This is a genomic window from Pseudomonas sp. LAMO17WK12:I10 (assembly GCF_900215185.1).
Taxonomy (GTDB): domain Bacteria; phylum Pseudomonadota; class Gammaproteobacteria; order Pseudomonadales; family Pseudomonadaceae; genus Aquipseudomonas; species Aquipseudomonas chlororaphis.
In genome coordinates, this window is sequence record NZ_OBDX01000024.1 from 64,345 (window position 1) to 87,334 (window position 22,990).

A 22,990-nucleotide genomic window follows, 5' to 3' on the forward strand; every position below is an offset into this window, starting at 1 on the left:
CCATAGCGTGCCAAGACATTGCTAGCTTGGCCGAGATGCGCTGAGGACGCTACGAATCGAACAGCTTGTTCTGGTGAGCAAATAGCTTCGTTACATTGTCAAAAGCGCTCGTGAGGGAATTGTAGATTCCAAAATGGCGTATGCCAGTTTTCTCGGCGGATTCCTCGGAGCACCAGGGCTGGGGCACATTCAAGGCTGATTGATTCTCTGGTATGCCTGGCCGTTCGAGAACCGAGGGGGGGTTGCTATTTACCCCCTGCGGCGAAGGCGATGATTGAGCTACTTAAGCACAACTGTAGCCGCTTCTTCAGTGAAGTATGAGTCAAGAGAAGGCGTTTTCGAAGGGAACGGACGATCTTAGGAGACTCAGATTCGCCCAGATTCGTCGTGTTAGTTGAGCGCGCGCTTCTGGCCGTTCTCTGTCGATCATGGTAAAGCGTGCTGGTCAAATCCGATGCAATCGGTGGTCAGAACGAATGCAAATAACTGGTCAGGTCGAATGCAAACAGGTGGTCAAGTGGATTGCAATTTCGCAAATGACCGCTTTTCTGGCAGATACAACGAACTGCGCATCGAGACAAGAAAGGTCAGGAGCAGATCTACCTGCACGCCCAGCGCGACTGGGACGAGAACATCGAGCACGACCAGAAGATCCGCGTCGGCAATGAACGCCACGACACCGTCGAGCAAAACAGCTACACGGAATTCAAAGCCGAAGCCCGCGCCAACGACCACCTGACCGTGGGCGTCAACCAGCACATCAAGATCGGCACCGGCCAGTTCATCGACGCAGGCCAGGAAATCCACCTGAGCAGCGGCATGAAAGTGGTGATGGAAGCCGGCGCCGATAGCTTTATTAAGCCAAACTAAATACTCAATATTAAATCGTGCGCAGTTTTTATCCCCCATCGCAGACGGTAACAGGCATGAGCTTGTCTGGGGTAGGCTTCCAGTCGCATCCACTCAGCACGTAAACGAGTTTCTCTCAACACCTAGCAGACGGGGCCCGGCCTTAGCGATCACAAAGCAGTGCAGCTTGCCTCCATAACGACTATGGTGTGGGAGGTCGTCTGGCGATTCGCCCCATTGCTTGTATCCTAGATCGGAATAACGTCAACAATAGCTTACGAAAACCCTAAAATACCCGCTTACTGGCTAGAATTGCTGACACTATGAGACTACAAGCAAACACGGACCAAGTAATTGCGCAAACCATTGGCGAAAGAATTCAGGCACTCCGCTTGAAGAGGAATATCAGCCTAGAGGAGGTCGCTAAAAACGCAGCTATAAGCCGACAAACACTAAACCTCCTGCTCAATCACGGAAAAGGTACGGTAGCTAATTTGATTAGCGTGCTTCGAACGATTGATGCGCTTGAGCGCCTCAGTTCGTTGGTCGAGGAAGTCAGACCTAGCCCGCTACAGGTCATTCGCATGGAAGGTAAAAGAAGACAGCGCGCATCGGGCCGTCGACTTGCAGCTGACGGAAAAAAACTCAATTCCTTAATATCAAAAAAAGATACAGATTGGTGAGGTAAGGAGCAGTTCGCGAGTATTCTCTTCGCAAACTACCGGGACATAGGCAGAACTGCAACCCCATGCGCCGAAGCAAAAAATCAACTCACTAACCCTCGTAACTTACCGCCAAGCGCAACAAGCTAGTCATTACCTCCCCCTTCAAAAACCGCAACTTCACTTCCCTCTATACGATCCGAAATACAGCCACCTCCGCTAGAAATATAGCATCCTCCCCCTGAAACTCTATAAACATAGTAGTAACCACCGACCCCAAACTTACCCTTGGAGATACTTAGTAAGGGCTCCATCAACCAAGACCCGCTTTTATTAAAATATCCAGGACTAACTAACTGAACCCCCTCAATTTTCACCAACTCAGACTGAGAAGAAACCAAGCGTTCAAGACCAACAACATCAGACAGCATCAGCATATCTCGATATTTACCGTGTTTAGTCAGCTTAGCCAGTGTCACATAAAACCAGGGCTGATGAAGCCCATGCTCAATATAGCGCCACAGATGACAATCTGATCCGAAAGCCTCGCCAATCTGAATTTCAGCATCTGCGTAGGTACGAAACATATTATCACTCCAATTTATACTCTATCGAGTATAGCACTTTCATTCCTGTAAAGGCCTTATCGTTCCTTTTGCGAGTAATGCACATTGGAACTGAAATACGCATTTGGGCAGGCCCTGCGAGAACTCAGAATGAGCAAGGATCTGTCGCAGGAAAGCATAGGTGCAAGTCAGAGCTACGTGAGCGACGTTGAACGCGGCCTTAAGACCCCCTCTATCGAGAAGCTGGATGAATTCGCCTCGACCATCGGCATTCATCCCGTGACGATTCTTGCAAAAAGCTACCTAGTTAAAGATAGATCCCTGTCACCAGAAGACCTGATGGCACTGGTACGCAAAGAGCTCGGCATGGGTGATGTCTGAGCTGCAAACCGATAGGAAGGGCATCGCTCTCGCTTTCATCTATCAATATCGGGTAATGGCGCATCAAGCTTGTCTTTCGACATCCCATGCTTATAAGCATTGTATTGCCAACGAAGAAACTGCTCGAGCAATCTTGAGCTCTCAGCCCGAAGTCGATCATTTTCATTTTCGAGACGCTTAATTCGTTGCTCGGCAATACTCAGGCTTGCAGGCCTTTTACTCGCAACAAAACCGTTCTTTTGCTGCTCTTTTTTATGCACGAACGCAGCCTTTACTTGGCCATGCGAGCTAAGCGTCTGTCGAGTCGGCCGCCCACCAATGAGAGGTACCGCAGCATCACACAGCGCGTCCCAACTCAGCTTTCCTTCCCAGACATCGACGATGTTGACCAGGATTTCGATATCCCTGCGGGTCAAATGCTTAGCCATGATTCCCCCTAAATAGCGATCGTATTTCATCAAGAGCTGGCTCGCTTGACGATACTGGCGCAACAAGCTCTGAGGCATATGCGCGGGCAGCCAGTTCACGCTTCAGCGGGCTGAACTCCTGATCATTGCTCAAGCAAATCACCGATCCTATTGGAGTTTCTGGCGATTCAAGTATCTCGATGAGCTGACTGACCCGCTCCAAAGTTTTTTGTTGATGCTGGCTCCACCGATCTGCGCCGTACAAGCCGTCCTCACTTGCCTCTCGCGCCTTCTGTAACTGCTGGTGAATTCCATCGCGTTGCTGCATCAAGCGCTCTAATCTTTCATCATCCCCCTTGATACAAACCTGCTCAGTGCAGTTCAAGCAATCGCGGTGCTTCTGACATGGCAACATGGAGAAATCATGCACACAGAACCCATACTCGGTTACGTGAGCAATACCGTCGCCAATAGTATTCAGCTCAGTAAACGTCACCGGCATGTTCGCTTTGATTTTAGCGAGAACGCCCCCTACTCCAGCCTGCCGAGCCAGATCAACGTGTTCATCGTCGCTCATGTGGTTGTAGGTAGCGTTCTGATGGATGTTCGCGCGACCAGACCACTTGGCGAGATCTAGCTGGCCGAGATCCCCCCTTTGAGCAACCGTGTTCAAGAAGTGTCGCAACTGATGCGAAGTCATGGAAATTTCATTGCCACCTAGATTGGCGTAGCCATGGCGACGCCAGATATTGCTCTCTTGACCTGGGATATAATTCAGATCGGTCGTGAAGGTGCTTTTACCCGGCGTCCAAAGCAGCAAAGGACTGGTAGCACGATCAAGGTGCAACTCATGAAGGCGGAAGCAGCAAAGTGCTTGCGAATACCTGATATGCCGATCCTTGCTCTTCCAAGGCCAGCCTTCCGGTAGTTGGCTATGAGCAAACTTGTTCAGGAATGCCAAGGTCAAAGGCTCTCCCTTCGCCTTGAGCTCCTGATAGGGCTCATAACCTTTGAAGTACGGACCGACATTCAGGTGCTGTAGGGACAACCCAAGCGCCATTGCTGCCTGCTCATCCGTTAGGGGATCGAGCTCGCCAACATTTGGACAGCCCGCATGGCGATAGAACCTATCTGGCTGTGTTTCATACCAGGTGGCCAGCCTTCGACCTTCTTCAGACATCTCGGTCAGACGCCGCACAGCTTCGACGGCTATATCCTTTGTCACGGTTGAAATCCACTTGATGTCAGCGCCGTAACCTTTACCAGCATAGAAACGCAGACCAAGGCGCTCTACCCCTTTGCTGTCGACCTCTAGGTGCAAGCAGTTAATCGGTAAGTCCTGAACCTCACTGACACGTGATGGAGCGCACATCAATAACGCGAATATCGAAGTCGTGAAGCGATCTCTAGGAGCCTGAAGATTGTTTGCGAACATCTCCCCCATATACTCGAGCAAGCGCTGTTCGGGCATCTTTTCAGCTCGCTTCTTTTTCCCCTCAACGTCTGTTCGGTCTATTTCCTTGGGCTTAGAGATTGGGTTTCTCCAATTGATAGGCCTTGGAATGATTTTGCTTTCGTTGAGAAAATTAACGAGGTGAACCAGGCTACTGCCCGCTTGATATGCCGCCGACTTATACTCTCGGGCAACTTCAGCGGCCACATCCATAACTTGAATATCTGTTAGCGTGATATCCGCTCGCCCTTTGACTTGTAAAAGCGCTCTCTCGATGCAGCGAATCGCTTTAAACTCATTCTTGAGCTTGTTGGGTTTATGCCCCTGCTGGTAACGCACATACGCCTTGGCGAAAGGGACGATTTCGGAATTTAGTAGCTGGCTTTCGGTAAATCCACGAGCCGGGGCCCCTATAACGGTGAAATTACCAACCCTTGGCCAGGTGTCGCGCTCCCACTCGAGATCAGCCCCGAATACCGTAAGCCTGTCACGACACATCTCAATGAAATCACTGAGATTGGTTTTGGCATCGATTACATGCTTCGGTTTGAACAGGAGGAGTTCAGCCACGAGCGACCTCCTTTTTCATCGAAATACAGCGGTTAACCACATCGCTTACGGCAAGAATCAATCGGTCGTTTACGGAAGCGATTTTCCTGTCTTCCGTCCGCTCCATGACCTTGTCGCGCTCATTGATCAAGCCCTCCAGGACAGCTTCATGTGGACCGTCCAACCACGGCTGGAAGTGACTGCAGGTGTAACAAGCAACGGGGGCAAGGGCGCCGCAAAAACCATAACTACCGCAGGTGCCAAGGTTTACAGCACCATTGGAAATTCTGCTGTTTGGGTCATCTCCGCGCTTCGCGTCTCTCTCAGACACAACAAGCACGCCTTGAAAGGCTTGTGCGATGGGCGCCAGTTGCAACGCAACCGCTTTATCAATTCGCTCGACAATCTCAGGAATGTTCCGGACGTACACTCCAACGTTTTGAGTATCGGAATGATCAAGTGCTTCTGCAATGACGAACTCGCCCCTGCCTTCTCTGGCTAAATTAGAACCCAGCGTATAACGAAAGCGGGTCGGATTCAGGCGCAGCAATCCCCCTGTGCGCTCACTGAAAACGCCCGTCGTTTTTGCCACCAGATCCATCGACTCCTTCACTGAGGCGCTGGGTGCGTGCAAACGATCTCCAACCAATTGGCTTCTGAGATCGGATCGCGCGTCTAACGCACCCATTGCTGGAAATAGCGGCAGCTCCCCCACCAAGTCCAGCGGAACCTCTCTTCCCAGCCTACGGGCAAATGCATGCTGAACCTGTATGGCTTGCTGCTGCAGAAGTAGCCAGAGGTCTTCGACTATCGCGAACTCTTTGAAAGATGTACGCCAGGACTGATTACGCTGCTTGGCACGGGGAAAACTGATGAAGTATCTGTCTGATCGACAAATAAGATCACACAATCTCAATCCAGTAATCTGGCTAGGTCGCCGCCCAGTCATCGTTAGTATCAGTGCATAACACGCATCAAGCAGCGACAAGCGATTTCCCACATAGTCCCTAATGGTTGCGGCTGTAATGCCTTCCATTTCGATATCAGTCAGCGGTCCGTTGTCGGGACACATTGATTGAACCGCATAGCCCTTTTCATTCCCTTTGAGCGTCCATTTGTCCAGTAGGATTAGTGCGTCTTTAGGAATACCTGAATATCCGAGTCTGTCCCACTGCCTGATGAGTCCACGCAGTGTCCCCAAATACCATTCCAATTTCGCGTCCAGCGAAGAGCGGTACGAAATCAAAGACTCGACACTGAAAATGGGATGCCCCAGCGTCGACTCAACATAGTGTTTGTATCGCTCAAATAGGTTCCGCGCGTGCGACGGCGCACTAGTCTGCGCATAAAACGCTAGCACATGCCGGAAGGAGAGAAACATCTCAGTACTCAGAAGTTTCGCCAGAGCAAACATTGGGATGTCTATATCCCGGTTCAGCTTCCATCGCTCACCATCAAGCCTTACTAAATAACCGTCCCTTGAGTAAAACTCTCCATTGGCACGTGCGTACGATGTGAGCACGTTCATATGGCACCGTCCCTAAAAGTCTTACCAAGATGCTTATATTGAAGTTCAAGAACTGCCTTACCTGCCTGTTCTTTGACATGCCTACGGTTGTAGGTTGCCGCGGTACCAGAAGTCTCACTCCAACCCATTAGATATGAACGAATCTTTTCTTCGCGCTGAGGCGTGATGCCTTGAATTTCGCAGATTTTCGAGAAAGAATGGTTCCAATGATGGCGTAGCGAATGAGCGTGAATATCGCTATTACCTTCGACGATATTTTTCAGCGCCCCCATGAATTTACCAAACCCGGCGTTCGATAACGGTAGCCCCTGCGAACTTCCCGATTTATGCGTTACGAAGAGATAGCCGTGCTTTTTGGCGCCAGGTACCTTACTTCTGTGACTGAGTACATAGCTATAAATCTGATCTGCAAGTTCAGGCATTAACGGGAAGACCCGCTCCCGCGTCTTTGCGACTGGCTGATAGGCCCTCGCATCCCCCTTTGAATCTGGGCGCCTGACGACCTTCATTGTGTTCATTCCAAAGTCGATGTCTTCAACTTTTAGATTTAACAACTCACCACGGCGTAGTCCTGTGATACGGAGAATGGAGAACATCAACGCGTTACGTACCTGGACGGCATATTCTCGTACCGGGTTGTTGTCTGCCCCTGGCCTCAACGTAATTTCGAGCCTATCAAGCACCGAGTCATCCAGATATTTGTCTTCTCGACTAACATTGGATTTATTCGACGTCTTCGGTCGGTTGGCCTTGATCTGCGACACCATTCGCTCAACACCATCATGGCTCGAAATAGAGGCCGGTAGATTCTGGTCTGCGAGAAAACCCAGATAGTCCGCAATTACTGACATCCGCGCGTACTGATTGCCCTTACTTACGGTTCGCACCCTGCGGGAAATTGAAACGACACTCCCCCCATCCTCATCGGCCAAGGGCTTCTGCATGAAATCACGCAACGAATGGATTTCGTGACTCAGCAGCAGCTCACCACATGAAAAACGCGATTCGACATCAATGCTGTAATACCTCTGCCATGCATACATGGCTTTGAGGGCACTAAGTGCGCTTTGAATTGTATTCAGAGCTAATGAGCGTCCGCGCATGTGCACGGTTATGTAGAGCGCTGGGTAAAACAGAGGCATACCGAGTTCATCGACAAGAACGATGAGGCGCTCACCATTTGAGGACTTAACCCTGCGGAGAGACAGGTTCATAGCAGACACCTATTCTTTACATTTTTACAGGGTAGTACCTCCTCAGAAATTGCTCAGAATATTTTTAACACCCATAAAACACGAAGCCCCCGCATGGCGGGGGCTTCGAGGCTAAACCTTACAAAAAAGTCTAAGGTATGCGCTAGAACGGAATATCGTCATCGAAGCTGTCGTCGAAGTTCTGCGCCGGCTGTGGCGAGGACTGCTGAGGCGCTGGACGCGATTCGCGTTGTGGCGCCTGCGAAGGCTGTGGACGCGACTGCTGCGGACGTGGCGCGGAGTTGCCCATGCCCTGGCCCTGGTCGCCCTGAGGACGGCCGCCCAGCAGCTGCATGGTGCCCTGCATGTCGACGATGATTTCAGTGGTGTAACGCTTGATGCCGTCTTTTTCCCACTCGCGGGTCTGCAGCTTGCCTTCGATGTAGACCTGCGAACCTTTGCGCAGGTACTCGCCGGCGATTTCCGCGACCTTGCCGAACATCGATACACGGTGCCACTCGGTCTTCTCGACCTTCTGGCCGGTCTGCTTGTCGGTCCATTGTTCGCTGGTGGCCAGACTCAGGTTGGTCACGGCGTTACCGTTAGGCAGGTAGCGAACTTCAGGATCCTGGCCGCAAGTGCCGACCAATATGACTTTGTTAACCCCACGGGCCATAACGTTCTCCTAGGCTTCGCACGCCGATCGGGCTGGGTTGACCAGCTGCTCGAGGGTCGCGCGATCCAATAATTCGGTGTCCAATTTGATGTAAATGGCGGCCTCTTCGGCCACCATCACTGCATCTGTTACCCCAACAACGGCCTTCAGGCGCTCGACCAGACCGGCTTCGCGGATCGCTTCGGGCGATAACGGCAAGCGCAGGCTCGTCACGTAAGGTGGTTCGCGCATGGTAACAGCAAAGGCCAGCCAGAGTGCAGCCAACCCTGCGCAACCCAGGAATACAACCGACAAACCGCCATGCTGGAACAACCAGCCGCCGAGAATGCCGCCCAGCGCCGAACCGAGGAACTGGCTGGTGGAATAGACCCCCATGGCCGTGCCCTTGCCGCCGGCCGGTGAAACCTTGCTGATCAGCGACGGCAGCGAAGCTTCCAACAGGTTGAACGCGGTGAAGAACACCACCGTGCCGATCACCAGCGCCTGCAGGCTGTCGCCGAACTCCCAGAAGAATAGCTCGGTGAGCAGCAGCGTACTGACCGCGCCCAGCAGAACTCGTTTCATTTTGCGTTTCTTCTCGCCGTAGATGATGAACGGGATCATGGCGAAGAAGGAGATCAACAGCGCGGTGAGGTAGACCCACCAGTGCTGTTCCTTGGGCAGGCCGGCTTTTTCCACCAGGGCCAGCGGCAAGGCGACGAAGCTCGACATCAGCATTGCGTGCAACACGAAGATACCAAGATCCAGGCGCAGCAGGTCCGGGTGCTTGAGCGTCGGCAACAGCGCCTGGCGCGCGACCCCGGACTCACGGTGCTGCAATGGGCCGGTCGAGCGCGGCACCATGAAGGCAACGATGAAAATGCCCAGCAGCGCCATGCCGCCGGTGGCAAAGAACAACCCGGACAAACCGAAACTGCGGGTCAGCAGTGGGCCGACCACCATGGCCACGGCAAAGGACAGGCCGATGGTCATGCCGATCATGGCCATGGCCTTGGTGCGGTGCTGCTCGCGGGTCAGGTCCGACAACAGCGCCATGACTGCCGCGGAAATAGCCCCGGCGCCCTGCAGGATGCGCCCGGCGATCACGCCCCAGATCGAATCGGCGTTGGCCGCCAGCACACTGCCCAGGGCAAAGACGATCAACCCCAGGTAAATCACCGGACGACGGCCGATACGGTCGGAAATGATCCCGAACGGGATCTGGAAAATCGCCTGGGTCAGGCCGTAAGCGCCGATCGCCAACCCGATCAGGGCCGGGGTCGCTCCCGCCAGGTCCATCCCATAGGTCGCCAGGACCGGCAACACCATGAACATGCCAAGCATACGGAAGGCGAACACCAGGGCCAGACCGCTTGCCGCGCGGGTCTCGGCGCCACTCATGCGCTCGCTGTGGGGATCATGCATGGAAAAACCTCGTGTGAACCGGCGGCGATTCTACCAGTCCGATCGATTGACGGGGTATATGGCGACGCTTTGCCGCGCAGGTTTCATCTACGGCCGCACAGACCTCATTTGATAGTGTGCATCCATCCAGTATTTGCCCTTATACTCCTACGTTTTCGACGCCCGCCGAGCGAGGCCACTTTGGACAAGATCCTGATTCGTGGGGCCCGAACCCACAACCTGAAGAACATCGACCTGACCCTGCCACGGGACAAACTGATCGTCATCACCGGCCTGTCCGGATCCGGCAAATCGTCCCTGGCGTTCGATACGCTGTATGCCGAAGGCCAGCGCCGTTATGTCGAGTCGCTGTCGGCCTATGCCCGGCAATTCCTGTCGATGATGGAAAAACCCGACGTCGACACCATCGAAGGTTTGTCGCCGGCAATTTCCATCGAGCAGAAATCCACCTCGCACAACCCGCGCTCCACCGTGGGCACCATCACCGAGATCTACGACTACCTGCGCCTGCTGTATGCCCGCGTGGGTACGCCACGCTGCCCGGATCACGATATCCCGCTGGAAGCCCAGACCGTCAGCCAGATGGTCGACCTGGTGCTGGCCCAGCCGGAAGGCAGCAAGCTGATGCTGCTGGCGCCGGTGATTCGCGAGCGCAAGGGCGAGCACCTGTCGGTCTTCGAGGAACTGCGCGCCCAGGGCTTCGTCCGCGCCCGGGTCAACGGCAAGCTCTACGAGCTGGATGAGCTGCCGAAGCTGGATAAACAGAAGAAGCACTCGATCGATGTGGTGGTCGACCGCTTCAAAGTCCGCGCCGACCTGCAGCAGCGTCTGGCCGAGTCGTTCGAGACCGCGCTGAAGCTGGCCGACGGTATTGCCCTGGTGGCGCCGATGGACGACGAGCCCGGCGAAGAAATCATCTTCTCCGCGCGCTTCGCCTGCCCGATCTGCGGCCACGCCATCAGCGAACTGGAACCCAAGCTGTTCTCCTTCAACAACCCGGCCGGTGCCTGCCCGACCTGTGACGGCCTGGGGGTCAAGCAGTTCTTCGACATCAAGCGCCTGGTCAATGGCGAGCTGACCCTGGCCGAAGGGGCGATTCGCGGCTGGGACAGGCGCAACGTCTATTACTTCCAGATGCTCGGCTCGCTGGCGTCGCATTACGGTTTCAGCCTGGAAGTACCGTTCAACCAGCTGCCGGCCGACCAGCAGAAGGTCATCCTCAACGGCAGCGGCACGCAGAACGTCGACTTCAAGTACCTCAACGATCGTGGCGATATCGTCAAGCGCTCGCACCCGTTCGAAGGCATAGTGCCGAACCTGGAACGTCGCTACCGCGAGACCGAATCGGCCACCGTGCGCGAGGAGCTGGCCAAGTTCCTCAGCACCCAGCCGTGCCCGGATTGCCGTGGCACCCGCCTGCGTCGCGAAGCGCGCCACGTGTGGGTCGGCGAGAAGACGTTGCCGGCCGTTACCAGCCTGCCGATCGGCGATGCCACCGATTACTTCGGCACTTTGTCTCTGACCGGACGCCGTGGCGAGATCGCCGACAAGATCCTCAAGGAGATCCGCGAGCGCCTGCAGTTCCTGGTCAACGTCGGCCTGGATTACCTGACCCTGGATCGCAGCGCCGATACCCTGTCCGGCGGCGAGGCACAGCGTATTCGTCTGGCCAGCCAGATCGGCGCCGGCCTGGTGGGGGTGATGTACATCCTCGACGAACCCTCCATCGGCCTGCACCAGCGCGACAATGATCGCCTGCTGGGTACCCTGAAACACCTGCGGGATATCGGCAATACGGTGATCGTGGTCGAACACGACGAGGACGCCATTCGCCTGGCCGACTATGTGGTGGACATCGGCCCGGGCGCCGGCGTGCATGGCGGACAGATCGTCGCCGAGGGCACTCCCGACGAGGTGATGTCCCATCCCGACTCGCTGACCGGCAAATACCTGTCAGGGCGCGTGAAAATCGCCGTGCCGGCCAAGCGTACGCCGCGCAACAAGAAGCTTTCACTGTCCCTCAAGGGGGCTCGCGGCAACAACTTGCGCAACGTCGACCTGGAGATTCCGATCGGCCTGCTGACCTGCGTGACCGGTGTCTCCGGCTCGGGCAAGTCGACCCTGATCAACAATACCCTGTTCCCCCTCAGCGCCACGGCGCTGAACGGCGCGACTACGCTGGAAGCCGCTGCGCACGACAGCATCAATGGCCTGCAGCACCTGGATAAGGTGGTGGATATCGATCAGAGTCCGATCGGTCGCACCCCGCGCTCCAACCCAGCGACCTACACCGGGCTGTTCACGCCGATCCGCGAACTGTTTGCCGGGGTACCCGAGTCGCGCTCGCGCGGCTACGGCCCGGGCCGCTTCTCCTTCAACGTCAAGGGCGGACGCTGCGAAGCCTGCCAGGGCGACGGCCTGATCAAGGTGGAAATGCACTTCCTACCGGACATCTACGTACCGTGCGATGTGTGCAAGAGCAAGCGCTACAACCGCGAAACCCTTGAGATCAAATACAAGGGCAAGAGCATCCACGAGGTCCTGGAAATGACCATCGAGGAAGCGCGGGAGTTCTTCGATCCGGTGCCGGCGCTGGCGCGCAAGCTGCAGACGCTGATGGACGTGGGGCTTTCCTACATCAAGCTGGGGCAGTCGGCGACGACCTTGTCCGGCGGAGAGGCGCAGCGGGTCAAGCTGTCTCGCGAGCTGTCCAAGCGTGACACCGGCAAGACCCTCTACATCCTCGACGAGCCAACCACCGGCCTGCACTTTGCCGATATCCAGCAGTTGCTGGACGTTCTGCATCGCCTGCGTGACCACGGCAACACCGTGGTGGTGATCGAGCACAACCTGGACGTGATCAAGACCGCCGACTGGCTGGTGGACCTGGGGCCGGAAGGTGGTTCCAAAGGCGGACAGATCATTGCCGAGGGTACGCCGGAGCAGTTGGCAGAAATGCCGCAATCCCATACCGGCTACTACCTCAAGCCACTGCTGACCCGCGACCGGGCCTGAGCCCAATGAAAAAGCCCCTGCCATTGTGAAATGACAGGGGCTTTTTTGTGCTCGTCAGTCCTGCATTTGCCTGCAGGCGCCGACTAAAGCATCAGAACTGCGACTGCAGATAGTTTTCCAGACCGATCGACTTGATCAGGCCCAACTGCTTTTCCAGCCAGTAGGTATGGTCTTCTTCGGTATCGGCCAACTGCACACGCAGGATGTCGCGGCTGACATAGTCCTTGTGCTTCTCGCACAGTTCGATGCCTTTGCACAGTGCAGCGCGGACCTTGTACTCCAGGCGCAGGTCGGCGGCGAACATGTCTGGCACGGTGGTACCGATATCCAGATCGTCAGGGCGCATGCGTGGCGTGCCCTCGAGCATCAGGATGCGACGCATCAATGCATCGGCGTGTTGAGTCTCTTCTTCCATCTCGTGATTGATGCGCTCGTAGAGCTTGCTGAAGCCCCAGTCTTCATACATGCGCGAATGGATGAAATATTGGTCACGCGCCGCCAGTTCGCCCGTCAGCAACGTGTTGAGGTAATCGATTACGTCCGGGTGACCTTGCATCGCCCTACATCTCCCTGCTTGAAAGTCTGTATTTTGAACCAAGCTGACTTGCAGGTCACTGTAAAAACGCCAACAAAGTGAAGATTTTCAGAGAAAATTAGCCGAAAAAACGCAAAAACCGCCCAAATGAGGGTGGTTCTGCTTCTCGTTTAGACTTAGTTAAGCTGTACGCCCAACGCCTTTGCGATTCCCTCTCCATAAGCCGGGTCAGCCTTGAAGAAATGCTGCAGTTGACGCTGGACCACATCCGAACTGACACCCGCCATTGCACCGGCGATATTGTTGATCAACAGGGCTTGCTGCTGATCATTCATCAGGCGGAACAGAGCGCCCGCATGGCTGTAGTAGTCGGTGTCTTCGCGGTGATCGTAACGATCCGCCGCACCGCTGAGGGCCAGCGCCGGCTCCGCGTAGCGAGGAGCCTGCTTCGGCGCATCGGCGTAGCTGTTCGGCTCGTAGTTCGGTGCCGCGCCACCATTGCTGCCAAAGGCCATGGAGCCATCACGCTGGTAGCTGTTCACCGGGCTGCGTGGGGCGTTGACCGGCAGTTGCTGGTGGTTGGTGCCGACACGATAGCGATGAGCGTCGGCGTAAGCGAATACGCGGCCTTGCAGCATGCGGTCCGGCGACAGGCCGACGCCTGGCACCATGTTGCTAGGACCAAAGGCAGCCTGCTCGACTTCTGCGAAGTAGTTCAGCGGGTTGCGGTTCAATTCCAGCTCACCGACCTCGATCAGCGGGAACTCCTTCTGTGACCAGGTCTTGGTCACGTCGAACGGGTTCTCGTAGTGAGCGGCAGCCTCAGCCTCGGTCATGATCTGAATGCATACGCTCCATTTCGGGAAGTCGCCGCGCTCGATCGCGTTGAACAGGTCACGTTGGGCGTAATCCGGATCAGTACCCGCCAGGCGGGCAGCCTCGGCCGGTGCCAGGTTCTTGATGCCCTGCTGGGTCTTGTAGTGCCATTTCACCCAGTGACGCTCGCCCTTGGCGTTGATCAAGCTGTAGGTGTGGCTACCGAAGCCGTGCATATGACGATAGCCGTCCGGAATCCCGCGATCCGAGAACAGGATGGTGACTTGGTGTAGTGCCTCGGGAGAGTGTGACCAGAAGTCCCACATGGCCTGGCCGCTCTTCAGGTTGCTCTGCGGCAGACGCTTCTGGGTGTGGATAAAGTCGGGAAACTTCAGTGGATCGCGAATGAAGAACACAGGCGTGTTGTTGCCGACGATGTCCCAGTTACCTTCTTCGGTATAGAACTTCAGGGCAAAACCGCGCGGGTCGCGTTCGGTATCAGCCGAACCACGCTCGCCACCTACGGTGGAGAACCGCAGGAAGGTAGGAGTCTGCTTACCCACGGACTCGAAAAGCTTGGCGCTGGTGTATTCGGTGATGTCGCGGGTCACAGTGAAAGTGCCATAGGCACCCGAGCCCTTGGCGTGTACGCGACGCTCAGGAATGTTTTCACGGTTGAAGTGGGCAAGCTTCTCGATCAGGTGAAAATCATCGAGCAGCAGCGGGCCACGAGGGCCAGCAGAACGGGAATTCTGGTTATCGGCGACTGGAGCGCCACTTGCGGTGGTAAGCGTTTTGTTTTGGCTCATGCTCAATCTTCCTCTGTCAGTCTTGGAACTGCCGGCTAATCGGCTGACGAGGAGTATCGACCATCAAGATGACAGCATCAAATGCATTAAATGATTGCTATCGATAGAGATTTTCTAATACAGCAGACACAAAAAACCGGGCACTAGGCCCGGTTCTTTGTATTTGACGTCTTACTCAGCGGATACAGCTTCACCGCCGACAGCACGATCAACCAACTCGACGTACGCCATAGGCGCGTTGTCGCCAGCGCGGAAACCGCACTTGAGGATGCGCAGGTAACCACCCTCACGGGTAGCGTAACGCTTGCCCAGGTCGTTGAAGAGCTTACCAACGATAGCTTTCGAACGAGTACGGTCGAAAGCCAGACGGCGGTTAGCCAGGCTGTCTGTCTTGGCCAAAGTGATCAGCGGCTCAGCAACGCGGCGCAGTTCTTTAGCTTTCGGCAGTGTAGTTTTGATCAGCTCGTGCTCGAACAGCGACACCGCCATGTTTTGGAACATGGCCTTGCGGTGCGAGCTGGTGCGGCTCAGGTGACGACCACTTTTACGATGACGCATGGTTCATTCCTTACCAAACACAACGTTCGGTGATTACGACGATCAGGCAGTCGCCTTGTCGTCCTTCTTAAGACTTGCAGGCGGCCAGTTGTCGAGGCGCATGCCGAGGGACAGACCGCGGGAGGCCAGAACGTCCTTGATTTCGGTCAAGGATTTCTTGCCAAGGTTCGGAGTCTTCAACAGTTCTACTTCGGTACGCTGAATCAGGTCGCCGATGTAGTAAATGTTTTCCGCCTTAAGGCAGTTAGCCGAACGTACAGTCAGTTCCAGATCGTCAACCGGGCGAAGCAGGATCGGATCGATCTCGTCTTCCTGCTCGATTACCACTGGCTCACTGTCACCTTTGAGGTCGACGAACGCAGCCAACTGCTGTTGCAGGATGGTTGCAGCACGACGAATAGCCTCTTCAGGATCCAGAGTACCGTTGGTTTCCAGATCAATAACCAGCTTGTCCAGGTTGGTACGCTGCTCGACACGGGCGTTTTCCACCACGTATGCGATACGGCGAACCGGGCTGAACGAAGAGTCAAGCTGCAAGCGACCGATGCTGCGGCTTTCGTCTTCATCGCTCTGACGCGAGTCTGCCGGTTCATAACCACGACCACGAGCTACTACGAGCTTCATGTTCAGGGCGCCGTTAGACGCCAGGTTAGCGATTACGTGATCGGGGTTAACGATCTCGACATCATGATCCAGCTGAATATCGGCAGCGGTAACCACCCCCGAACCCTTCTTCGACAAGGTCAGCGTAACTTCGTCACGGCCGTGCAGCTTGATAGCCAGACCTTTAAGGTTCAACAGGATTTCAATTACGTCTTCCTGTACACCTTCGATGGCGCTGTACTCGTGGAGCACACCGTCAATCTCGGCCTCGACTACTGCACAGCCGGGCATTGAGGACAACAGGATGCGGCGCAGCGCGTTGCCCAGGGTGTGGCCAAAACCACGCTCGAGAGGCTCGAGGGTGATCTTGGCGCGGGTTGGACTGACAACCTGCACATCAATATGGCGGGGTGTCAGGAACTCATTTACCGAAATCTGCATGGATGCACCTATTTTCTAGCCCTTACTTGGAGTAGAGCTCGACAATCAGGCTTTCGTTGATGTCGGCGGACAGATCACTGCGAGCTGGAACGTTCTTGAAAACGCCCGACTTCTTCTCAGTGTCTACTTCTACCCATTCTACGCGGCCACGTTGGGCACACAGATCGAGAGCTTGGACAATGCGAAGTTGGTTTTTTGCTTTCTCGCGAACAGCAACCACGTCACCAGCACGAACCTGGTAGGACGGAACGTTAACGGTCTGACCGTTTACGCTGATCGACTTGTGCGATACCAGCTGACGGGATTCGGCACGAGTCGAACCGAAGCCCATACGGTATACAACGTTGTCCAGACGGCATTCGAGCAGTTGCAGCAGGTTTTCACCGGTTGCACCCTTCTTGCCAGCAGCTTCTTTGTAGTAGCCGCTGAATTGACGCTCGAGAACGCCGTAGATACGACGGACCTTCTGCTTTTCACGCAGTTGGGTGCCGTAGTCGGACTGGCGACCGCGGCGCTGGCCGTGGATACCAGGTGCTGCTTCGATGTTGCACTTGGATTCGATAGCGCGCACGCCGCTCTTCAGGAAGAGATCGGTGCCTTCGCGACGAGCCAGTTTGCATTTTGGACCAATGTAACGAGCCATTCTTTACAATCTCCTGGATTACACGCGGCGCTTCTTCGGCGGACGGCACCCGTTATGCGGGATTGGCGTCACGTCGGTGATGCTGGCGATCTTGTAGCCACAGCCGTTCAAAGCGCGGACTGCGGATTCACGACCTGGACCTGGGCCCTTGACGTTAACGTCGAGGTTTTTCAGGCCATATTCCAGCGCAGCTTGACCAGCACGCTCAGCAGCTACTTGAGCAGCGAACGGGGTGGACTTGCGGGAACCGCGGAAACCCGAACCACCGGAGGTTGCCCAGGAAAGAGCGTTACCTTGACGGTCGGTGATGGTCACGATGGTGTTGTTGAAAGACGCGTGGATGTGGGCGATGCCATCAACCACTGTCTTTTTAATCTTTTTACGAGGACGAGCAGCAGGTTTTGCCATGACTAAATTCCTGTCGATTCGCTGGTGCGATTACTTGCGGATCGGCTTACGCGGACCTTTGCGAGTACGCGCGTTGGTCTTGGTACGCTGACCGCGCACTGGAAGACCACGACGATGGCGCAGACCGCGGTAGCAGCCCAGATCCATCAAGCGTTTGATTTTCATGTTGATTTCGCGACGCAGGTCACCTTCAGTGGTGAACTTCGCCACTTCGCCACGCAGCTGTTCAATTTGCTCGTCGCTCAGATCCTTGATCTTTGCGGCTGGGTTGACCCCAGTCTCTGCACAGATTTTCTGCGCAGTCGTGCGACCAACACCATAGATGTAGGTCAGCGAGATAACAGTATGCTTGTTATCTGGAATGTTAACGCCTGCAATACGGGCCATTCAGTGGGACTCCAATTGACAGCTACCTACGCCCCGGAAGCCAAGAAATAGGGCGCGAGATAATATCGCTGTAATAACAAATAATCAACCCAGCAGCGCACTAGCTGCTGGGCTTGAAGCACAATCACACTCAGCCTTGGCGCTGTTTGTGACGCGGTTCCGCGCTGCAAATTACTCGAACAACACCTTCGCGGCGAATAATCTTGCAGTTACGGCACAGCTTTTTCACCGATGCACGAACTTTCATCACCAACTCCTCGAACCTTATGGGTCAGCGCAGCATGCCGCTGCCGTAACCCTTCAGGTTGGCTTTCTTCATCAGGGATTCGTACTGGTGCGAAACGAGGTGCGATTGTACTTGCGACATAAAGTCCATAACAACCACGACCACGATCAGCAACGAGGTCCCGCCAAGGTAGAACGGAACGTTTGCTGCAACCACCAGGAACTGGGGCAACAGGCAGACGGCCGTCATATATAGAGCACCGAACATGGTCAAGCGGGTCAGAACGCCATCAATGTAGCGCGCAGACTGCTCACCTGGACGGATGCCCGGAATAAAGGCACCGGACTTCTTCAGGTTTTCCGCTACGTCTTTCGGATTGAACATCAACGCCGTATAGAAGAAGCAGAAGAAAATAATCCCTGCACTAAACAGCAGAATATTCAACGGCTGACCAGGAGCGATCGACTGCGAGATGTCCTGCAACCAGCCCATACCTTCAGACTGACCGAACCAGGCACCCAACGAAGCCGGGAACAGCAAAATGCTGCTCGCGAAAATAGCAGGAATAACGCCTGCCATATTCACTTTCAGCGGCAAGTGGCTAGTCTGCGCAGCAAACACCTTACGGCCCTGCTGACGCTTGGCATAGTGAACAGCAATACGACGCTGGCCACGCTCAATGAACACCACAAAACCGATAATCGCTACTGCCAGCAAACCGATGGCAACCAGGGCAAAAATGTTGATATCACCCTGACGCGCAGACTCGAAAGACTGCCCGATCGCTCTCGGAAGACCGGCGACGATACCTGCGAAAATCAACATCGAGATACCGTTGCCAACACCACGCTCAGTAATCTGCTCACCCAGCCACATCATGAACATCGCACCAGCCACAAAAGTGGATACCGCGACGAAATGGAAGCCAAAGTCACCAGTGAACGCAACGCCCTGCCCCGCCAGGCCAACGGACATGCCGATGGCCTGAACAAGAGCTAGGACGACAGTGCCGTAGCGGGTGTACTGGCTGATCTTGCGACGGCCAGCTTCACCTTCCTTCTTCAACTGCTCCAGCTGCGGGCTGACGGCGGTCATCAGCTGCATGATGATCGATGCCGAGATGTACGGCATGATCCCCAGTGCAAAGATACTCATCCGTTCCAGCGCGCCGCCGGAAAACATGTTGAACAAGCTAAGAATGGTCCCCTCATTCTGTCGAAACAGGTCTGCGAGTCGGTCAGGGTTGATACCTGGAACCGGGATGTGTGCGCCTATTCGGTAGACGATAATCGCCAAGAACAGAAAACGCAGACGAGCCCAGAGTTCAGACATACCGCCTTTGCCGAGCGCAGAGAGAGCACCTTGCTTAGCCATTTATTCCTCGAACTTGCCGCCAGCTGCTTCGATAGCCGCACGCGCACCTTTGGTGGCTGCGATGCCCTTGATAGTCACAGCGCGAGTAACTTCGCCGGACAGCATGATTTTCACACGCTGTACGTTTTGGTTAATCACGTTGGCATCTTTCAGGGACTGCACGGTGACGATGTCGCCTTCCACTTTAGCCAGCTCGGACAGACGCACTTCTGCGCGGTCCATGGCCTTCAGGGATACGAAACCGAACTTTGGCAGGCGACGATGCAGCGGCTGTTGACCGCCTTCAAAGCCTGGAGCAATGGTGCCACCGGAGCGGGAAGTCTGACCTTTGTGACCACGGCCACCAGTCTTACCCAAACCACTACCGATACCACGGCCCGGACGATGCTTTTCGCGACGGGAACCCGGCGCTGGACTCAGATCATTGAGTTTCATCGATTAACCCTCGACACGCAGCATGTAGTAAGCCTTGTTGATCATCCCGCGGTTCTCGGGAGTATCCTGGACTTCTACAGTGTGACCGATGCGACGCAGACCCAGACCCTTAACGCACAGTTTGTGGTTAGGGATACGGCCGGTCATGCTTTTGATCAGCGTTACTTTAACGGTAGCCATGATCAGATGATCTCCTGGACGCTTTTGCCACGCTTAGCGGCAATGGATTCAGGGGACTGCATTGCTTTCAAACCCTTGAAGGTGGCGTGAACCACGTTTACTGGGTTAGTCGAGCCGTAGCACTTGGCCAGAACGTTCTGAACGCCAGCAACTTCGAGGACAGCACGCATAGCGCCGCCAGCGATGATACCGGTACCTTCAGAAGCAGGCTGCATATACACCTTCGAAGCACCGTGAGCGGACTTCATTGCGTACTGCAGGGTAGTGCCGTTCAGATCAACTTGGATCATGTTGCGGCGAGCAGCTTCCATTGCCTTCTGGATCGCAGCAGGCACTTCACGCGACTTGCCACGGCCGAAGCCAACGCGACCTTTACCATCACCAACCACGGTCAACGCGGTGAAAGTGAAGATACGGCCGCCTTTTACGGTTTTGGCTACGCGGTTAACTTGAACCAGCTTCTCAATGTAGCCTTCGTCGCGCTTTTGGTCGTTATTTGACATAACTTAGAACTCCAGCCCAGCTTCACGAGCAGCATCAGCCAGCGCCTTGACGCGGCCGTGGTACTTGAAGCCAGAGCGGTCGAAAGCCACCTGCGAGACGCCAGCGGCTTTTGCACGCGTAGCGACCAGCTGGCCAACCTTAGTGGCCGCGTCGATGTTGCCAGTGGCGCCATCACGCAGTTCTTTATCCAAAGTCGAGGCACTTGCCAGGACCTTGTTGCCGTCGGCCGAAATGACCTGGGCGTAGATGTGCTGCGAAGAGCGGAACACGCAGAGACGCACGACTTCGAGTTCGTGCATTTTCAGGCGTGCTTTGCGAGCGCGACGCAGTCGAGTAACTTTTTTGTCGGTCATTTGCTATGCCCTACTTCTTCTTGGCTTCTTTACGACGGACGACTTCGTCCGCGTAGCGCACACCTTTACCTTTGTAAGGCTCTGGCGGACGGAAGTCGCGGATCTCAGCGGCCACTTGACCTACCAGCTGCTTGTCGATGCCCTTGATCAGGATATCGGTCTGGCTAGGAGTCTCAGCGGTGATGCCTTCCGGCAGCTCGTAGTCCACTGGATGCGAGAAGCCAAGGGCCAAGTTCAGCACTGTGCCTTTTGCTTGTGCCTTGTAACCAACACCGACCAGCTGGAGCTTGCGCTCGAAGCCTTGGCTTACGCCTTGGACCATGTTGTTTACCAACGCACGAGTGGTACCGGCCATTGCGCGAGTTTGTTGGTCGCCATTGCGAGCAGCGAAACGCAGCTCACCAGCTTCCTGAACAATTTCAACGGACGAGTGTACGTTCAGTTCGAGAGTGCCCTTGGCACCCTTCACCGAAAGCTGTTGGCCGGCGAATTTAACTTCAACACCAGCTGGCAGCTTAACGGGGTTCTTAGCGACGCGAGACATGCTTATCCCCCCTTAGAACACAGTGCAAAGAACTTCGCCGCCGACACCGGCAGCGCGCGCAGCACGATCAGTCATCACACCTTTGTTGGTGGAGACGATAGACACGCCGAGACCGCCACGAACTTTCGGCAGATCTTCAACGGACTTGTACTGACGCAGGCCTGGACGGCTAACGCGCTTCACTTCCTCGATGACCGGACGGCCTTCGAAGTATTTCAGCTCGATGGACAGCAGTGGCTTGGTTTCGCTGCTGATCTGATAACCCGCGATGTAACCTTCGTCCTTCAGGACTTTTGCTACAGCCACCTTCAGCGTGGAAGACGGCATGCTTACGACGGACTTTTCAGCCATCTGGGCATTACGGATTCGAGTTAGCATGTCCGCTAACGGGTCCTGCATACTCATGGGCTAGACGCTCCTGATACAAAAAAAATGAGCCTTGCGGCTACAGCTTGTCGCCGAGAAATTCCGGGCAAAAAACACGGGCTCATGCGAGCCGGTCATTCTAGACACACCCCAGAAATGAATCAAGCCCCAAAAGGGGCTTGATTCACGTTCAAGGCCACCGGCGGTCAGGATCTTGCGACCCCGAACACCGAGACTTTGATAGCTATTACCAGCTGGCTTTAACCAGACCTGGTACGTCACCACGCATCGCAGCTTCACGCAGCTTGTTACGGCCGAGGCCGAACTTGCGGTAAACGCCGTGCGGACGACCAGTCAGGCGGCAGCGGTTACGCATGCGCGAAGCGCTTGCGTCACGTGGCTGCTTCTGCAGAGCTACGGTAGCTTCCCAACGCGCTTCTGGACTTGCGTTCAGATCGACGATGATAGCTTTCAGCACTGCACGCTTGGTGGCGTACTTGGCAACGGTGAGCTGACGCTTCAGCTCACGGTTTTTCATGCTCTTCTTGGCCATTTTCCTACTCCAATCAGTTGCGGAACGGGAATTTGAAAGCACGCAGCAGAGCGCGGCCTTCATCATCGTTCTTGGCAGTGGTGGTCAGGGTAATGTCCAGACCGCGGAGAGCATCGATCTTGTCGTAGTCGATTTCCGGGAAGATGATCTGCTCTTTCACGCCCATGCTGTAGTTGCCACGACCGTCGAAGGACTTGGCATTCAGGCCGCGGAAGTCGCGAACTCGAGGCAGGGAGATCGACAGCAGACGATCCAGGAACTCGTACATACGCTCACGACGCAGGGTCACTTTGACGCCGATCGGCCAACCTTCACGGACTTTAAAGCCAGCGATGGATTTCCGAGCGTAGGTCACAACGACTTTCTGGCCGGTGATCTTTTCCAGGTCAGCAACAGCGTGCTCGATGACTTTCTTGTCGCCGATCGCTTCGCCCAGACCCATGTTCAGGGTGATTTTGGTAACGCGCGGAACTTCCATCACGTTCGAAAGCTTAAGTTCATCCTTAAGTTTCGGAGCGATTTCCTTCCGGTAAATCTCTTGTAGTCGTGCCATGGTCTTCTACCTAGCAGTG

The 22,990-nt window shown here is 55.2% G+C and carries 27 protein-coding genes and 1 pseudogene; 4 read left to right on the forward strand and 24 right to left on the reverse strand.

Annotation, left to right across the window (positions count from 1 at the left end; genetic code table 11):
- Positions 1–556: 556 nt before the first annotated feature.
- A pseudogene (locus CRO75_RS23570) lies at positions 557–849 on the forward strand (type VI secretion system tip protein VgrG); the annotation flags it as partial.
- A 323-nt stretch (positions 850–1,172) separates the two neighbouring features.
- Positions 1,173–1,532, forward strand: a complete 360-nt coding sequence (locus CRO75_RS23575; protein ID WP_097138597.1) for a helix-turn-helix transcriptional regulator — start codon at positions 1,173–1,175, stop codon at positions 1,530–1,532.
- A gap of 125 nt (positions 1,533–1,657) precedes the next feature.
- Here CRO75_RS23575 and CRO75_RS32640 read toward each other — a convergent pair whose 3' ends face one another.
- The gene (locus CRO75_RS32640) at positions 1,658–2,098 is read right to left on the reverse strand and encodes a hypothetical protein (RefSeq protein ID WP_143504028.1); all 441 of its coding nucleotides are present in this window, start codon (positions 2,096–2,098) and stop codon (positions 1,658–1,660) included.
- Between the two features lie 84 nt (positions 2,099–2,182).
- Here CRO75_RS32640 and CRO75_RS23580 point away from each other — a divergent pair, with 84 nt between their 5' ends.
- Complete coding sequence (locus tag CRO75_RS23580; protein ID WP_097138599.1) at positions 2,183–2,458, forward strand: helix-turn-helix transcriptional regulator; 276 nt, start codon at positions 2,183–2,185, stop codon at positions 2,456–2,458.
- A gap of 35 nt (positions 2,459–2,493) precedes the next feature.
- Here CRO75_RS23580 and CRO75_RS23585 read toward each other — a convergent pair whose 3' ends face one another.
- From CRO75_RS23585 to CRO75_RS23610, 6 genes are all read right to left on the reverse strand, one after another.
- The gene (locus CRO75_RS23585) at positions 2,494–2,886 is read right to left on the reverse strand and encodes a hypothetical protein (protein WP_097138601.1); all 393 of its coding nucleotides are present in this window, start codon (positions 2,884–2,886) and stop codon (positions 2,494–2,496) included.
- On the reverse strand, positions 2,879–4,888 hold the full coding sequence (locus tag CRO75_RS23590; protein WP_097138603.1) for an integrase: 2,010 nt from the start codon (positions 4,886–4,888) through the stop codon (positions 2,879–2,881). The genes CRO75_RS23585 and CRO75_RS23590 overlap by 8 nt, the downstream gene beginning before the upstream one ends.
- Positions 4,881–6,395, reverse strand: coding sequence for a site-specific integrase (locus CRO75_RS23595; protein ID WP_097138604.1), 1,515 nt, complete (start codon positions 6,393–6,395; stop codon positions 4,881–4,883). The genes CRO75_RS23590 and CRO75_RS23595 overlap by 8 nt, the downstream gene beginning before the upstream one ends.
- Positions 6,392–7,609 carry a site-specific integrase gene (locus CRO75_RS23600; protein WP_097138606.1) on the reverse strand — a complete coding sequence of 406 codons (1,218 nt, stop codon included), beginning with the start codon at positions 7,607–7,609 and terminating at the stop codon, positions 6,392–6,394. Before CRO75_RS23600 ends, CRO75_RS23595 begins: the two co-directional genes overlap by 4 nt.
- A gap of 142 nt (positions 7,610–7,751) precedes the next feature.
- Positions 7,752–8,264 (reverse strand): single-stranded DNA-binding protein, encoded by a 513-nt coding sequence (locus tag CRO75_RS23605; protein WP_009045846.1) that lies wholly within the window; start codon positions 8,262–8,264, stop codon positions 7,752–7,754.
- Between the two features lie 9 nt (positions 8,265–8,273).
- Entirely contained in the window at positions 8,274–9,668 is a 1,395-nt protein-coding gene (locus CRO75_RS23610; RefSeq protein WP_038575385.1) for an MFS transporter, read from the reverse strand.
- Between the two features lie 180 nt (positions 9,669–9,848).
- On the opposite strand from CRO75_RS23610, the gene uvrA reads away from it, so the two are divergent.
- Entirely contained in the window at positions 9,849–12,683 is a 2,835-nt protein-coding gene (uvrA, locus tag CRO75_RS23615) for an excinuclease ABC subunit UvrA (RefSeq protein WP_007924172.1), read from the forward strand.
- Between the two features lie 91 nt (positions 12,684–12,774).
- Here the strand turns inward: uvrA and bfr are convergent, their stop codons facing one another.
- The 17 genes from bfr to rplE form a co-directional block, all read right to left on the reverse strand.
- On the reverse strand, positions 12,775–13,239 hold the full coding sequence (gene bfr / locus CRO75_RS23620; RefSeq protein WP_007924173.1) for a bacterioferritin: 465 nt from the start codon (positions 13,237–13,239) through the stop codon (positions 12,775–12,777).
- Positions 13,240–13,394: 155 nt separating this feature from the next.
- On the reverse strand, positions 13,395–14,843 hold the full coding sequence (locus CRO75_RS23625; protein ID WP_053262849.1) for a catalase: 1,449 nt from the start codon (positions 14,841–14,843) through the stop codon (positions 13,395–13,397).
- Between the two features lie 171 nt (positions 14,844–15,014).
- The gene (rplQ, locus tag CRO75_RS23630; protein ID WP_007924175.1) at positions 15,015–15,401 is read right to left on the reverse strand and encodes a 50S ribosomal protein L17; all 387 of its coding nucleotides are present in this window, start codon (positions 15,399–15,401) and stop codon (positions 15,015–15,017) included.
- 42 nt (positions 15,402–15,443) lie between these two features.
- A complete protein-coding gene (gene rpoA, locus CRO75_RS23635; RefSeq protein ID WP_007924176.1) occupies positions 15,444–16,445 on the reverse strand; it encodes a DNA-directed RNA polymerase subunit alpha in 1,002 nt (333 codons plus the stop codon).
- Between the two features lie 22 nt (positions 16,446–16,467).
- Entirely contained in the window at positions 16,468–17,088 is a 621-nt protein-coding gene (gene rpsD / locus CRO75_RS23640) for a 30S ribosomal protein S4 (RefSeq protein WP_003176404.1), read from the reverse strand.
- Positions 17,089–17,106: 18 nt separating this feature from the next.
- Entirely contained in the window at positions 17,107–17,496 is a 390-nt protein-coding gene (gene rpsK / locus CRO75_RS23645) for a 30S ribosomal protein S11 (protein WP_007924177.1), read from the reverse strand.
- Between the two features lie 30 nt (positions 17,497–17,526).
- Positions 17,527–17,883, reverse strand: coding sequence for a 30S ribosomal protein S13 (gene rpsM, locus CRO75_RS23650; protein WP_009045849.1), 357 nt, complete (start codon positions 17,881–17,883; stop codon positions 17,527–17,529).
- Between the two features lie 130 nt (positions 17,884–18,013).
- A complete protein-coding gene (gene rpmJ / locus CRO75_RS23655) occupies positions 18,014–18,130 on the reverse strand; it encodes a 50S ribosomal protein L36 (protein WP_002555468.1) in 117 nt (38 codons plus the stop codon).
- Positions 18,131–18,154: 24 nt separating this feature from the next.
- A complete protein-coding gene (gene secY, locus CRO75_RS23660) occupies positions 18,155–19,483 on the reverse strand; it encodes a preprotein translocase subunit SecY (protein WP_007924182.1) in 1,329 nt (442 codons plus the stop codon).
- Entirely contained in the window at positions 19,484–19,918 is a 435-nt protein-coding gene (gene rplO / locus CRO75_RS23665) for a 50S ribosomal protein L15 (RefSeq protein WP_007924183.1), read from the reverse strand.
- A 3-nt stretch (positions 19,919–19,921) separates the two neighbouring features.
- Positions 19,922–20,098, reverse strand: a complete 177-nt coding sequence (gene rpmD / locus CRO75_RS23670; RefSeq protein ID WP_003176408.1) for a 50S ribosomal protein L30 — start codon at positions 20,096–20,098, stop codon at positions 19,922–19,924.
- Positions 20,099–20,100: 2 nt separating this feature from the next.
- Positions 20,101–20,601 (reverse strand): 30S ribosomal protein S5, encoded by a 501-nt coding sequence (gene rpsE, locus CRO75_RS23675; RefSeq protein WP_007924184.1) that lies wholly within the window; start codon positions 20,599–20,601, stop codon positions 20,101–20,103.
- A gap of 3 nt (positions 20,602–20,604) precedes the next feature.
- Entirely contained in the window at positions 20,605–20,955 is a 351-nt protein-coding gene (gene rplR, locus CRO75_RS23680; protein WP_003186037.1) for a 50S ribosomal protein L18, read from the reverse strand.
- A 10-nt stretch (positions 20,956–20,965) separates the two neighbouring features.
- Positions 20,966–21,499, reverse strand: a complete 534-nt coding sequence (rplF, locus tag CRO75_RS23685; protein ID WP_007924185.1) for a 50S ribosomal protein L6 — start codon at positions 21,497–21,499, stop codon at positions 20,966–20,968.
- A 12-nt stretch (positions 21,500–21,511) separates the two neighbouring features.
- Complete coding sequence (gene rpsH / locus CRO75_RS23690) at positions 21,512–21,904, reverse strand: 30S ribosomal protein S8 (RefSeq protein ID WP_003228724.1); 393 nt, start codon at positions 21,902–21,904, stop codon at positions 21,512–21,514.
- A gap of 208 nt (positions 21,905–22,112) precedes the next feature.
- On the reverse strand, positions 22,113–22,418 hold the full coding sequence (gene rpsN, locus CRO75_RS23695) for a 30S ribosomal protein S14 (RefSeq protein ID WP_097138608.1): 306 nt from the start codon (positions 22,416–22,418) through the stop codon (positions 22,113–22,115).
- Between the two features lie 13 nt (positions 22,419–22,431).
- The gene (gene rplE, locus CRO75_RS23700) at positions 22,432–22,971 is read right to left on the reverse strand and encodes a 50S ribosomal protein L5 (protein WP_007924186.1); all 540 of its coding nucleotides are present in this window, start codon (positions 22,969–22,971) and stop codon (positions 22,432–22,434) included.
- Positions 22,972–22,990 lie beyond the last annotated feature (19 nt).